This is a genomic window from Campylobacter hepaticus, from assembly GCF_001687475.2.
In the GTDB taxonomy this organism is placed as follows: domain Bacteria; phylum Campylobacterota; class Campylobacteria; order Campylobacterales; family Campylobacteraceae; genus Campylobacter_D; species Campylobacter_D hepaticus.
In genome coordinates this window covers 1,255,712-1,269,416 of sequence record NZ_CP031611.1, presented here as the reverse complement: position 1 = coordinate 1,269,416, position 13,705 = coordinate 1,255,712, and the positions used below count along the sequence as shown (strand labels likewise).

At 28.1% G+C, this 13,705-nt stretch carries 10 protein-coding genes and 2 pseudogenes; 8 read left to right on the top strand and 4 right to left on the bottom strand.

Going from position 1 to position 13,705, the window contains the following annotated elements:
• Positions 1–50: 50 nt before the first annotated feature.
• From A2J15_RS06220 to nrfH, 3 genes and pseudogenes are all read right to left on the bottom strand, one after another.
• Positions 51–605, bottom strand: a complete 555-nt coding sequence (locus tag A2J15_RS06220) for a hypothetical protein (protein ID WP_066778131.1) — start codon at positions 603–605, stop codon at positions 51–53.
• A gap of 126 nt (positions 606–731) precedes the next feature.
• A complete protein-coding gene (locus tag A2J15_RS06215) occupies positions 732–2,552 on the bottom strand; it encodes an ammonia-forming cytochrome c nitrite reductase subunit c552 (protein WP_066778130.1) in 1,821 nt (606 codons plus the stop codon).
• A 13-nt stretch (positions 2,553–2,565) separates the two neighbouring features.
• Positions 2,566–3,048: pseudogene (gene nrfH / locus A2J15_RS06210) on the bottom strand (cytochrome c nitrite reductase small subunit).
• Positions 3,049–3,253: 205 nt separating this feature from the next.
• Here nrfH and A2J15_RS06205 point away from each other — a divergent pair.
• Entirely contained in the window at positions 3,254–5,338 is a 2,085-nt protein-coding gene (locus tag A2J15_RS06205; RefSeq protein ID WP_066778127.1) for an RNA degradosome polyphosphate kinase, read from the top strand.
• Between the two features lie 54 nt (positions 5,339–5,392).
• On the opposite strand, the gene A2J15_RS06200 is transcribed toward A2J15_RS06205, so the two are convergent.
• Complete coding sequence (locus tag A2J15_RS06200) at positions 5,393–9,379, bottom strand: autotransporter outer membrane beta-barrel domain-containing protein (RefSeq protein ID WP_116980505.1); 3,987 nt, start codon at positions 9,377–9,379, stop codon at positions 5,393–5,395.
• Positions 9,380–9,681: 302 nt separating this feature from the next.
• Here A2J15_RS06200 and A2J15_RS07985 point away from each other — a divergent pair.
• The 7 genes and pseudogenes from A2J15_RS07985 to A2J15_RS07640 form a co-directional block, all read left to right on the top strand.
• Positions 9,682–10,152: pseudogene (locus tag A2J15_RS07985) on the top strand (ATP-binding cassette domain-containing protein); the annotation flags it as partial.
• 632 nt (positions 10,153–10,784) lie between these two features.
• The gene (locus A2J15_RS07790; RefSeq protein ID WP_227655873.1) at positions 10,785–10,979 is read left to right on the top strand and encodes a hypothetical protein; all 195 of its coding nucleotides are present in this window, start codon (positions 10,785–10,787) and stop codon (positions 10,977–10,979) included.
• A gap of 64 nt (positions 10,980–11,043) precedes the next feature.
• Positions 11,044–11,640, top strand: a complete 597-nt coding sequence (locus A2J15_RS06190; RefSeq protein ID WP_240621316.1) for a carbohydrate ABC transporter permease — start codon at positions 11,044–11,046, stop codon at positions 11,638–11,640.
• 226 nt (positions 11,641–11,866) lie between these two features.
• Positions 11,867–12,178 carry an ABC transporter permease subunit gene (locus tag A2J15_RS07785; RefSeq protein ID WP_227655872.1) on the top strand — a complete coding sequence of 104 codons (312 nt, stop codon included), beginning with the start codon at positions 11,867–11,869 and terminating at the stop codon, positions 12,176–12,178.
• A 62-nt stretch (positions 12,179–12,240) separates the two neighbouring features.
• Positions 12,241–12,396, top strand: coding sequence for a hypothetical protein (locus A2J15_RS07595; RefSeq protein WP_162876100.1), 156 nt, complete (start codon positions 12,241–12,243; stop codon positions 12,394–12,396).
• A complete protein-coding gene (locus tag A2J15_RS06180) occupies positions 12,387–13,439 on the top strand; it encodes an ABC transporter substrate-binding protein (RefSeq protein WP_167557632.1) in 1,053 nt (350 codons plus the stop codon). Before A2J15_RS07595 ends, A2J15_RS06180 begins: the two co-directional genes overlap by 10 nt.
• 7 nt (positions 13,440–13,446) lie before the next feature.
• Positions 13,447–13,698, top strand: coding sequence for an HAD family hydrolase (locus tag A2J15_RS07640; protein WP_167557626.1), 252 nt, complete (start codon positions 13,447–13,449; stop codon positions 13,696–13,698).
• The last annotated feature ends 7 nt before the right edge of the window (positions 13,699–13,705 follow it).

Sequence of the window (13,705 nt, the reverse complement as noted above, 5' to 3'; positions counted from 1 at the left end):
AGCTATAATTATACTAAAAATATATAATTCCTAGCTTAAAATAAAGAAAATCAAAGACTAAGATAAGCTAAAAACGAAGTTATAGCAAATCCCATTAGTAAAACTATCAATTGTTTTATCCTATCTTTTTTACTTGCAAAGAAAACGATAATTAATCCTGAAAGATAAAGTATCAACAAAGCTATACCAAAAGCCACACTAAGTACAGAAAAATACCAAGCTCCTTTATCTTTATGCAACATGATCATATCTCCTAAAAAAGATCGGGTTTTTAAAGTAATATAATATTCATTTTTACCATTTTTAGAAATATTTGCACTATAGTGTATCCCTCCTATAGTTATGCCCCTGTCTTTACTTTTAATAATATTTGTATTAGAAGGTATTTTTAAGTTATTAACTTGTAAATACTCTAATAAAGCTTCTCTTTCTTTACCTGGTTCTACACTTTGATCTAAATAAAATCTTTCAACCTTTAAACCTACATTTTGATTGATATTAAAAATATATGCTATACCACTTAAAGCAAACATAAGAGCACAAGGTAAGAAAAACAAACTAAGATAAATGTGGATTTGTCTAAATAATTTATTTTTATTTATCATTTTATTACTTTTATTTTATCAAAATTTTATATATTTTGATAAAATAAAAATGAAGTGAATGTGAATTTGATATAAATCTGTATAAATTTTAAAAAGTCCTATAGATATAGGACTTAAAAATGATTTTTAATCTAGTATTTTATACTCATAAGGTGTAAGCTTTTTATCATATTCTAAAAGTTCTTTTGGTGGCTTGATGTTAACTTTTTCATCTATATAATAACGTTGTTTTGCCTTATATCCATTCATATCAAATTGATAATAAAGCTCTCCAGGATTTAATTTTTGCATGTCTTTAAAACCTAAATGAGAAGTTTTAAAATTAGCAATATTATTAGCATTAGCAAGTTCTATAAGTTTAATTTGTCCTGTTTTAGCCATATCTATAGCTTGTAAAAGTATTCTTGAAGATTCACGCGGATTATGAAAACCTGTTGAATTTTCTGCATTTACAAAATCTACTCTCATTTGAGATTTACGGTGTAATGATAAAATTTCTTTAAGTTCTTCATTGATTTTTTTATCATCAATTTTTCCTTGAGTTTGAAATTTTTCCATGCTGGCTAATTCATCACGCAATTTTTTAATATCTATAATAAAGCTAGCTAAAGCATATTCAGCAGTTCTTTGTTTATATGCGATTGATTTTTGTATATCATGTACTTGCGCTTTTAAGTATTCTTCACTTTGTTGATGGCAAGCTTTGCAAGCAGCATTGATGTTTTTTAAAGGTGAGCTAAGATTATGCAAAGAAATTTTTTTAGCCCCTTGTCTAATATAGGGCATATGACAATCAGCACAACTTACTCCATTAGCAGCATGTACACTACCACTATAAAGTTCACTTTCTGGATGTTGAATTTTAATAATTTGAGCCTTTGTTAGTTTATGGATAAAATCTGCACTAAAAATATCATAAATTTTATCATAATAATCATCTAGCATTTCTATTCTAAAAGGCTTGTCTTTTTTCCGTTCATTCCAAGGAAATGTTAAAATGATACCTTTAGTTTGTATTTGTTTAGCTTTATTAGCATCCCTCCAAAATTCATGCTCATCATAAGTTTTATAAGTACCATCCCACCATTTTTTAGAACTATCATCCATAATGCTTTCTCCCATTACATTAACTTGCTCTTGAGTTGGTTTAAAATAGTATTCAACATGGCATTGTGAGCATACTAAGGTTCTCATTTCTTCTCTACTAGCTTTAATACCATAAATAGGATCTTTTTCATAGCCTCTAGCAAGCAAAGCATTAATGGCTGCTACACGGCTAATCCTTAAACCCATATCACCACTATTGTGACAATCAGCGCAAGTTATACCCATTTTTTTACCTCCATGAGCTTGTGCATGTATTAAAGAATTTTTTGTTTCATCTTTTAAATCGTGGATATTTTTAACCATGGTCCAATAATTAGTAGAATTAAAAGCCACAAAATCACCCTTAGCAATATTTTTTATAAGCCATGGAGCCCATCCACTATGACAATTCATACAAGCTGCTGGTTGAGCTTGAAAAGTAACTCCATGAGAATTTAGAAAATCTTTATGATTTCTTGCTGTGTCCATTTGATCTATGAAGCTATAAAAATGCCTGCGTTCTTCATTAAAATCTATACTAAAAGCATAGCCTGCCCAAAACAGACTTAATTGAGGAAAACGAATAAGTTTTGAATAAGACAAATTGCCCCCAAACTCTGTAGCTTGAGCTTGTTCTTCTTTATTTTCTAAATACATTTTAAGGTGATCTGGAAAGACTTTTCCCCATTCTTCAAAACTAGGATTATCATCACTAAGTAAAGAAAAATCAGCACTTGCTTGAAGAATGTTTTTATTTATTTGATCTTGTTTTTTTAAACTAATATCATGATTAAGCCATACAAGTGCCCCTATAAATAAAAATACCATAACAATACCCAAACGCAAAATATTTTTTTTCATATTCTCTCCTTAGTTAAAATCCATGCTTATGTCCAACATCTTTATGACAAGAAGTACAATTTAGTGATTTTTTTACATGTTGATTTGTTGTAGGATTGATCGCTGTTTTAGCAAAATCTTCATGACAACGCATACAATTTTCTTGTATCATTTTTTTACTTTTTGGACTTGCACTTAAATGAGTAGGAAGTTCATCAAGTTTAAAAGTAAAAGCATAAGCGTGCTCTAAACCACTTTATGCTTTTGCTATCCACTTAGAAAAAACACTATGTGGCAAATGACAATCAATACAAGTTGCCCTAACTTTTAAATCATTTTTATAAGAGTGTGGTGAACTTAAGTATTGATTATAAACTTCGTTCATAATATGACAATTGTTGCAAGATAAACTTGCATCACTTAAATAAGAAAAACCTTTAGCATTGTAAAAGGTATAAAAAGCTAACACAAAAAAGACAAAAAGTAGAATAAAAAAATATTCAAAAGATTCCAAGATTTTTTCAAAATCATCCTCCTTAGCTGTTTATTTTTAAACCCTAAATAAGACTTATATAAAATTTCTTAAAAAATCACTTTTTTATAATATTAACACAGATAAATTTAATAAAATTTTAAAGATATATTTACTCTTAATTAACCAAAACAAATAAAACTGTTGCTTTATACTTTGATAAAATAACGATAGAAAAGGAAATAAATGAATGCAAACAAGTCCTGATATGTTTATAAATCGTGAACTTTCGTGGCTTCGCTTTAATTCTCGTGTTTTAGACCAATGTTGTAAAGATTTACCTTTATTAGAGAAACTTAAATTTATAGCTATATATTGTACTAATTTAGATGAATTTTACATGATACGTGTGGCTGGCTTAAAACAACTTTTTTCAGCTGGAGTTAATGCAAGCAATAGTGATGAAATGACTCCTTTACAACAATTAAAAGCTATAAGAAAATATTTGCATGAAGAAAAAACATTAGTGGAGTATTTTTTCAATAAAATCACAAATCAATTAGAAAAAGAAAATCTTTTTATCAAACATTATGAAAAACTAGATTGCAATTTAAAACGCAAATGCGATGAGTATTTTTTTTCCAATATCTTTTCAGTCATAGTTCCAATAGCTGTTGATGCAACTCATCCTTTTCCACATTTAAACAATCTTTCTTTTTCTTTAGCAGTAAAAATTTGTGATAAAGCCCATCCTGAACTTGTTAAATTTGGTATGGTTAGAATACCAAGGGTTTTGCCACGATTTTATGAGGTTAATCCTAATACTTATGTACCTATAGAAAGTATAGTTCATCAACATGCAGAAGAAATTTTTCCTGGTTATAAACTTCTTGCTTCAGCTGCTTTTAGAGTAACTAGAAATGCTGATATGGTTATAGAAGAAGAGGAAGCAGATGATTTTATGATGATTTTAGAGCAAGGTTTAAAACTTCGTAGAAAAGGAGCTTTTGTAAGATTAGAAATCCAACAAAACGCAGATGAACAAATCGTAGAATTTCTTAATACTCACATGAAAATTTTTCATAAAGATGTTTATGAGTACTCTATTTTACTTAATCTTGCTGGTCTTTGGCAAATCGTAAATAACAAAAGCTTTACTCATCTTTTAAATCCTCTTTATACACCTAAAACTCTACCTCCTTTTGATAAAAATTTATCTATTTTTGATGCAGTAGAAAAAGAAGATATACTCATTATACAGCCTTTTGAAAGTTTTGATCCTGTTTATAAATTCATAAAAGAAGCAAGCAAAGATCCTGAAGTTATTTCTATAAGGATGACACTTTATAGGGTAGAAAAAAACTCTAATATAGTCCAAGCACTAATTGATGCAGCAAGCGATGGAAAACAAGTTACTGTTATGGTAGAGTTAAAAGCACGTTTTGATGAAGAAAACAATCTTCACTGGGCAAAAGCTTTAGAAAATGCTGGGGCACATGTGATTTATGGTATTACAGGTTTTAAAGTTCACGCTAAAGTTTCTCAAGTTATACGCAAACAAGGGGATAAACTTAAATTTTATATGCATTTAAGTACAGGAAATTACAATGCAAGCAGTGCTAAAATTTATACTGATATAAGTTATTTTACAAGTAAAAGCGAATTTGCAAAAGATACAACAAGTTTCTTTCATATATTATCTAGTTTTAGTAAAAACCGACGTCTTCAAACCCTTTGTATGAGTCCAAATCAAATCAAAGAAAAAGTTTTAGAAATGATACATATTGAAACAAGTAAGAAAAATGAAGGTGTAATTATTGCTAAAATGAATTCTTTAGTAGATAGTGATATCATACAAGCTCTTTATAAAGCAAGTATGCAAGGAGTGCAAATTGATCTTATTATACGTGGAATTTGTTGTTTAAAACCTGATGAAAAATACAGTAAAAATATACGTGTTAGAAGTATTATAGGAAAATACTTAGAACATGCTAGAGTGTTTTATTTTAAACATACTACGCCAAATTATTTTATTTCAAGTGCAGACTGGATGCCAAGAAACTTAGAACGCCGTTTAGAATTAATGACGCCTATATATGATGAAAGAAGTAAGGCTAAATTAGCACAATTTTTACGTTTACAACTTAGTGATAATGTTTTAGCTTACGAACTTAAAAACAATGCACAATACAAAAAAATACCTCTTTTAGATAAAAGTATCAATTCTCAAAAAATTCTAGAAGAATACGTAAGCCAAATTTACAAAACTTTAAAAAAAGATACAGATCAAAGTCGTGCAACACATTTAGCTTCTAAGCTTTTTAAGGAAAATTAAAAAACAAAGCATAGCTTTTAAAGCTATACTTTATTCTTTTAATACCTTATTCTTTTACCACAAATAACTAAATTGAGCATAAGCAGTATGAGTAGTAGCATCTTTACTATTTTGAGCATTATAATTCATACTCATAATAAAGCTTTGATTTAAAGGCAGTATTAAAGAAGCATTTGCAAATCTTTGTATTCTTGCTAAGTTTATTTCATCTTCTACTTTAATAGTACCAAAGCGTGCTTTAGTATGTATAGTAGTATTCATATAAAGTTTAGCTCCTAATTCTATAGAAGTCTTTAAATAAGGTAACCAGTCTTTAAAATAAGCAAAGCTAGCCTTAGTAGAAAAAAGATTATTGATATTTTTATATATTCTTTCTCCTTTTTGTACACTAGCCCTACCTTTAATATCTTTTATACTATAAGCTTGCATATAAGATCCTTCATAACCTAAACCTATTTGAGGAGTAAGCATATGAGATCCTAAGATAAAATTCATTCCTAAATCTATACCTCCTCCATAAGTATAAGCATTAGGATTAGCACTAGCTTCATTATTGGCTATTTTCTTTAAGAACTCATTTTTAATAAAAGCTGCTTTAGCTTGAGCTTTAATATAGACTTCTTGATTATTGTCTGTATAAAATAAGGTATTAAAATATTTTATACCTGTATAATAAGTACGGTTTTTTACATCAAAATAATAAGAGTTCATCTTAGTATCTTCATAACCTGCATAAAAACTATAAGTTCCACTTTCTTTTAAGGTAGAATAAGCAAGTATATTACCTTTAATATGTCCTTTACTTTTTTCATTTAAAGAAAGTTCTACACTTTGAGAAGAAAAATAAGGTAGTATAACTAAGGCATGTTCTTTAATATTATCATGAGTATAAGTTTGTATATCACTTTGTATATAATCATTAATACTAGCATATAAATTATCTTCATTAAAAGTAAGATTAGTATTAAGATTAAAATGATTAGGATTAAAAGTTAAACTTAAATTCATATTATTCATTAAGCCATCTACAAAAGCATTTCTTTTAATGCTAGAAGCATTTAAAGATCTAAAGCTTGCTCCTATAATAGAAGCATTAAGATTAAAGTCTGTAGAGATTTTTCCACTTAAAGCATCATAGTTTAATATCATTTCTCCACCACCATTAGTTTTTATTTTTTTTATATTATTTAAACTTACTCCCTTAACAAGATTTTTAATATCATTAAGTTCATCCATATTAAGATTACCTTGATCAACTATAAGGTTTCCAACCATAACAGAATTAGCACTTTTTCCTCCTACTGTAAGGGTTTGGAGTTTATTATTACTTCCTGTACGTATAGTCCAAGAAGTGATATTAACACTACCACTTCCTTCATTGCTTATGTTATAGCCATCAGTATTTGTTCCTATAGAGCCAAAGTTATTAAGCATTAGGGTGCCTGAGCCAGAGTTTGTTATACCTCCACTTATGGTGGCACCATTTTGATTATCTAGGCTAATGGTATTTGAACTTTTGCTTATGATATTACCTTCTATTTTTCCTTTATCTTTGTTTATTATGCCAGCTTTACCACTAGTTGAAGTGATTTGTCCTGATTCTTTTATAAGAATAGCTGCTTTGCTTTCTTCATCACTTTGTTGGCTTTCATCAAGGGAGCGGCGTTTTCTGCTTTTACCATTAGCATCAGCTTTTATGGTGCCTTCGTTGACTAATTGTCCTTGTATTTGAGCGTCATTTTGTATTGTTATGCCAGATGTTATAGTGCCTTTGTTTTGAATATCACCTATAATTTTGGTATTTGTTCCACTTATGGTTATTTTATCGATAGTTCCTAAATTACTTATAGCTGTATTAGAATATGATTGAATTAATGCTCCATTATTTACATTTATATCTGCTATTTTACCTTTTGCGTTTAAAATAGCTTCTTGTCCTGATTTTATTGTTGAGTTATCAATGTTAAGTCCGCTTAAATTAGCTTGATTTTCTAATTTAATCGCATTTTGTTTTGCTTGAACTACAGCTTGATTTTTTAGTTCTATTTTAGAAGCTTGAGATCCTGTGCCTAAAAAAATTCCATAATGATTACTATAAATTCCACTAGCTATTTGAGAGCTTCCAACTATAATAAGTTCATCTAAATTTTGCCACTGTGCTATGCAAACACCAAAATGTTCTCCATAAACTATACTACCTTCTTCTAAAGTAATGGTACCAAACTTACCATAAGTTACAGAGATGCCAGCTTTTTTGGAGGCTATAAGACCTGTATTGGTTATATGTTTTATGGTTCCACCATTTTCTAATTTTATAGCAGCACCGTAATTTACAGTTTTATCATTGGCAATGATGCCTTTATTGACAAAATGATCAATATTGCCACCATATACATGTACACTTGTGTTGCCACCATATATAATACTTGTATTATAAACATAATTAATTTTTGCTGTTTTGTTAAATCTAATAGTATCATTACCATAAATAGTCCCACTATTAATGAAATTGTTAATAGTTCTATTACCATTTACTTCTATAGCATTACTTTGATCGTTATTAGTACTCTTAATAGTCCCACTATTGATAAAGTTTTTAACATTTGAACCATTAAAAATAATAGCTTGTTTTTTACCTTCTATATTTCCTGTATTAAGAATATTATCAATAATTGAATGTGCAAACTTAATAGCTTCTTGACTTGAACTCTCACTTTTTATAGTCCCAGCATTAATAAAATTAGTAATTCTTGTTTGTTTTAAAGTTTCTATGGCTTTGCCATTTTCAGCTTTAATAGTATCCATATTTAAGAAATCAGTAATAGTAGTATTACTTAAATGCAATGCAGTGTCTTTAGCTTGTATGGTAGCAGTATTGATAAAATGTTTGACTGTAGCTTTGTGACGATTGTTATTGCCACCATTGCTATCATTACCACTATCAAACTTAACCCCATACTTAGCCATATTACTTCCTATTAGACCCTCATTTAAAAAAAGATCTATAGTAGTATTACCATGGTTTTTATCAGGTCTTCCTATAAGTACACTAGCATTATTAGAACTATTACTATGATTACCTACAATAATACCTGTATTAATGAAGTTTCCTATTTGTGTATCTTTGCCTTCAAATAAAATACCATCACCATTTGAAGCATATATAATACCTGAGTTTTTAAAAGAATCTAATTGTATCTTTCCATTATTTTCTCCTTGAAAATAGATTCCATAATTTTCATTTGAATTTGATGATTGTGAATTATGAAATATAAGACCTTCATTGGTGAAAGTATTTATATTAGTTTTATCTTTAAAATTAATACCTGAATTATTTTCACCTCCTATAATGCCTTTATTATTAAAAGTATCTATATTAGCTTGATTAATAACTAAACCTCTTTGTTGTCCAAATATGAGACCTTGATTATTAAAATGATTAATATTTACATTAGGTGCTATCCATATACCGTTATTGGTAGAAGCATAAATATATTGTTCATTATTAAAAGTATCTATATTAATTCTAATCAATATTCCTGCTTCATTTCCTTGTAATACACCTTCATTAGTAAAAAGATGTATTGTAGCTTGTTTTGGGAATTTATCATAAAGAGCAAGACCAAATTTACTTCCTCCTATAGCTCCTGCATTATAAAAGTACTTTATTGTGGCATTATTTAATTCATTATCCATTCCTATTTGTATACTAGAATAATTTCCTTGAGCTTGAATGATTCCTTGATTATAAAAAAGGTAAATATTAGCATCTTTTTCAATATTTATAGCTGGTGAGTTATTAACTCTTATATTGGCCATTTTTTCTATCCAAATAAGACCAGATTTGTCTTGACCTTTACCAGAACTTATGGTTTTTGAATTTGTTTGATGAGAATTAATATGAGTGTAACCTTCATAAATTTGAGCTAGGGCTAAAGAGCTTAAACAAGAAATAGTAGCTAAAGATAAAATAAGTTTTTTGGAAGAAGCCATTACCCCCCCCGTGTTGTATACACTAGACTTTAAATATAATTTTTTCATAAAATATTATCCTTTATTTTAAAAAAATACAAAAATTGTAAAAACTAAAATATTATAAAAACTAGATATTGATTTTTAGTGTTTAATAAATTATTCAAACACAAACTTAAATGAATCAATTTATATAAAATGTTTCATCTTAAAAGTAAGATAAAATACATAAAGTAAATAAGCAATAATAAGTAATTTTGTTTTAAAGGAAGGTTAATAAAAGCATAGAAAAATAGTTTTTTAATACCATAATGTGTTTCCAAAAAGTTTCCAACTTATGATTTAATTTTTAAAAATATAGGAGCTTAAATATGTTAAAAATTAAAAATCTTAATAAAAAATTTGGAAATCATGAAATCTTAAAAAACATCAATCTAAATATCAAAGAAGGTGAATTTTTAACCCTAGTTGGAGAAAGTGGAAGCGGTAAATCAACTCTTCTTAGAATTATAGCAGGTCTTGAAGAACCAAGCAAGGGGGAAATTTTAAATCTTAACAATCAAGATATAAGCAAACAAAGTCCAAAAGATAGAAATTTTTCCATGGTTTTTCAAAACTATGCCCTATATCCGCATTTAAGCGTAAAAGAAAATCTTGCCATGCCTATAAAAGCTAGGGCTAAATTGATGCATAAACTTCCTTTTGCATCTTTATATGTTAAATCTTATAAAAATTTCAAAATGCATTTAGAAGAAAAAATTGAACACGTGGCAAAAAAACTCAAAATCTCACATATTTTAGATAAAAAACCCAAACAGCTTTCTGGAGGGCAATGTCAAAGAGTTGCTTTAGGTAGGGCTATTATAAGAAAACCGAGCATATTTTTAATGGATGAACCTTTATCTAATCTAGATGCTAAATTACGCATACACACAAGAGCTGAACTTAGTGCTATACACAAGGAATTAAATAAAACTTTTATATATGTTACCCACGATCAAAGTGAAGCTATGACTATGAGTGATAGAATAGCTTTTTTAGTAGATGGTGAACTTTTGCAAGTTGGAAGTCCTGATGAAATGTATAATAATCCCAATCATTTAAAAGTCGCTCAATTTATAGGGACACCTACAATTAATACCTTATCTATTGAACTAAAAAGCTTTGGTTTTTCTTTAAGTAAAAAATATAAAACAAAAATTTTAGCTATAAGGGCTGAAAATTGTTTTATAGATCCTTATTCTAAAATTCAAGCTAAGATTTATAATATTGAAAATATGGGAAATGAATATTTAATTTATACCAAACTTCTAGAAAATGATAATGACTTTATTTTAAGTGTAAGTACACAAGAAGGCAAAAAACTTGAAATAAATTGTATTATAAATATTAATTTTGATTATCAAAAATCATTTATATTTGATGAAGAAGGCAAAAGAATGGATATTAAGCCTTATATTTTAAGTTTTGCAGCATGAAAAATTCACTTAATATTTTTTGCTACCTATCTCCTGCTGTTTTATTGATGATTTTATTTTTGATTTTTCCTATTGCATGGGTAATAATTTTAAGTTTTAGTGATTATCAACTTGGAAATGCTAATTTTCATTTCATAGGGCTAAATAATTATATAGCCTTGTTTAAAGATCCTGTTTTTTTATTTCAATAAAAATACTTTTATTTATACCCTCATAGTCTTACCTTTAAGTATTTTAGGTGGTTTAATTTTAGCCTTGATTATAGAATCTAGCAATAGTGCAAAATCATTTTATAGGGCTATATTTTTTTTACTTGTCATGGCAAGTTTAATAGCTATGAGTATAGTTTGGGAATACATTTTACATCCAAATATAGGAATTTTTAATAAATTCCTTGCTTTATTTGGAATTGATGCGATCAATTGGCTCTCAAACAAGGATACTGTTTTATATACACTTGCTTTTATTGGTGTGTGGCAACAACTAGGTTATAATATGATTTTATTTATAGCCGGGCTAATAAACATACCTACTTCAGTTTATGAAGCTGCAAAACTTGATGGCTTAAACTCGGTTCAAATTTTATTTAAAATCACTTTACCTCTACTTATGCCGGTTTTATTTTTTGTTTTAATTATAAGCTCTATAAAAGCTTTTCAAGTTTTTGATACCGTACAAATTTTAACGCATGGGGGACCAAATCACTCCAGTGAAGTTTTGTTATTTACCATTTATCAAGAAGCTTTTATATTTTTTAGAACAAATTATGCTAGTGCTATTTCTGTAATATTTTTATTTTTTGTTTTAGTTTTAACTCTGATTAAAATTAGATTTTTAGACAAAAAGGATTAATTCATGTTTAAAATTTTACGCCATGTTTTTTTAAGTATATTATCATTGTTTTTTATTTTTCCTTTTTTATGGATGCTTATAAGTAGTTTTAAACCTGAAAACGAATTTTTTCTAGTACTTTTAATTTTTTTCCACAGAATTTTTCCCTAATTGAAAACTATACAAAAGCTTTGGAAGAAAACAATTTATTGACTCTATTCCAAATGATATAATTTATGCTGCAAGAATGGACAGTTTAAGTGAATTAGGCATACTTTTAAAAATCATATTGCCCTTAAGTACGCCTGCTTTAATTTCCTTTGGAATTTTTTCTATAGTTGCGCATTGGAATGATTATTTTTGGCCTTTAATTGCTATAAGCTCTCCACAATATTTCACCCCAACTCTTGGAGTAATTTCTTTTAAAAATAACGAAGCGGGGACAGATTATGGTGCTTTAATGGCTGCATCAACAATAATAGTAACTCCTTTAATAATAAGTTTTTTAATCGTGCAAAAGAAATTTATACAAGGTATTGTAAATACGGGCATGAAATAACTTATTAAAATTTATTAAAATATTTTATTCTAATAAATTTTAATAATTTTTAAGGATTTATCATGAAAAAGACATTTTTGGCCTTAGCTATTTTTGGAGTTTTAAATATAGCCTTAGCAAAAACAGAACTTGTTGTCTCTTATGCCTATCCTTGGTTTAAAGATTTACACGAAAAACTTAAAGAAGATTTTGAAAAACAAATCAAGATATTAAAATAAAATTTCTAACACCAGCACAAAATTATGAAGATCAAAGTGCTAGACTTTTAAGAGAAAAAATAATCAACAAACTTCCTGATGTAAGTTTTAACAGTTATAGCTATCTAGCTACCCTAGTTAATAAAAATATCCCCAAAGATTTAACACAAAATCTTATCAATAAAAAAGAATTAGGATTTAATGATAATGCTTTTAAAGCAACGACTCTAGAAAATAAAATTTATGCTATTCCTTTTGCAAGTTCTTTACCTGTTGTGTATTACAATATGGACTTAGTCAAACAAGCAAAATGGAACAAAGAACTTCCTAAAACCTGGGAGGAAATTTTTGATTTAGCTCAAAAAATCAATTTACTGGAAGGGAAAAATGGGGTTTATTTTGGAGAAACAGATACTTGGCTTATTTTAGCCTTGAGTCTTCAAAGAGGTGGAAAGCTTATTAATGAAAAAGGTAAAGTAGATTTTAGTCAAGAGGCATGGCAAGAAACCTTTAAGCTTTTAAGTGATTTTCATACTTTAGCAAAGATGCCAGCTATAAAACGATCTGAAGCTATAAGTGCATTTTACGCAGGAAATTTAGGCATACTTATACAAACTTCAGCGGCTTTAAGTCAAACAGAAAAAAGTATCAATTTTCCCTTAAAAATTTCTCAATTTCCAGGGATGAAACCAGGAGGAGAATTACCAGTGGGTGGTTCTGTAGTTATGCTAACTAACGATAAAAATAAAGAAGCAGCTTTAAAATATATTCACTTTGTAACAGGAGAAGCTAATGCTTATGTACCTCAATATACAGGCTATATGACTAGCAATTTCTTAGCTAATGCTAAATTACAAGACTTTTACGATAAAAATTATAACCATACAATAGCTCCTTCTCAGATCAATCTAATGGGATATTGGCCTTCATTTCCAGGAGATAATGCACTAAAAGCCACAAATACTTTATGGAATTATGCTCAAAAACTTCTTATGGGAATAAGTATTAATTACCGTGATATTGCACAAGAAGCTCAAGAAGAAATTAATTTATTACTACCTTAAAAGAAAAATGCAAATGATATTTTTTGATTTTGATGGAGTTTTAATTGACAACTTAAAACTATGGGAACAAGCTTGTGAATTTAGTGCAAAAAAACTAGGTTTTAAAGGAATATTTCCTCAAAAACCTTATGCTAAACTAAATCCTGTTGCTCACAAAGAGATTGGTAAATTATTGGGCTTTGATGCTTTAGAATTTGAAAAAATAGCAGATAAATATTTTTTAGATCATATTCATACTTTAAATTTTTTGACAACATAAAAGAATT

What these genes read in the sequence shown, in the direction of transcription:
- A2J15_RS06205 (WP_066778127.1), top strand. Translation starts at nt 3,254, where the DNA reads ATGCAAACAAGTCCTGATATGTTTATAAATCGTGAACTTTCGTGGCTT.
- A2J15_RS06220 (WP_066778131.1), bottom strand. Translation starts at nt 605, where the DNA reads ATGATAAATAAAAATAAATTATTTAGACAAATCCACATTTATCTTAGT.
- A2J15_RS06200 (WP_116980505.1), bottom strand. Translation starts at nt 9,379, where the DNA reads ATGAAAAAATTATATTTAAAGTCTAGTGTATACAACACGGGGGGGGTA.
- A2J15_RS07785 (WP_227655872.1), top strand. Translation starts at nt 11,867, where the DNA reads ATGGACAGTTTAAGTGAATTAGGCATACTTTTAAAAATCATATTGCCC.
- A2J15_RS06215 (WP_066778130.1), bottom strand. Translation starts at nt 2,552, where the DNA reads ATGAAAAAAAATATTTTGCGTTTGGGTATTGTTATGGTATTTTTATTT.
- A2J15_RS07640 (WP_167557626.1), top strand. Translation starts at nt 13,447, where the DNA reads ATGCAAATGATATTTTTTGATTTTGATGGAGTTTTAATTGACAACTTA.
- A2J15_RS07595 (WP_162876100.1), top strand. Translation starts at nt 12,241, where the DNA reads ATGAAAAAGACATTTTTGGCCTTAGCTATTTTTGGAGTTTTAAATATA.
- A2J15_RS07790 (WP_227655873.1), top strand. Translation starts at nt 10,785, where the DNA reads ATGAAAAATTCACTTAATATTTTTTGCTACCTATCTCCTGCTGTTTTA.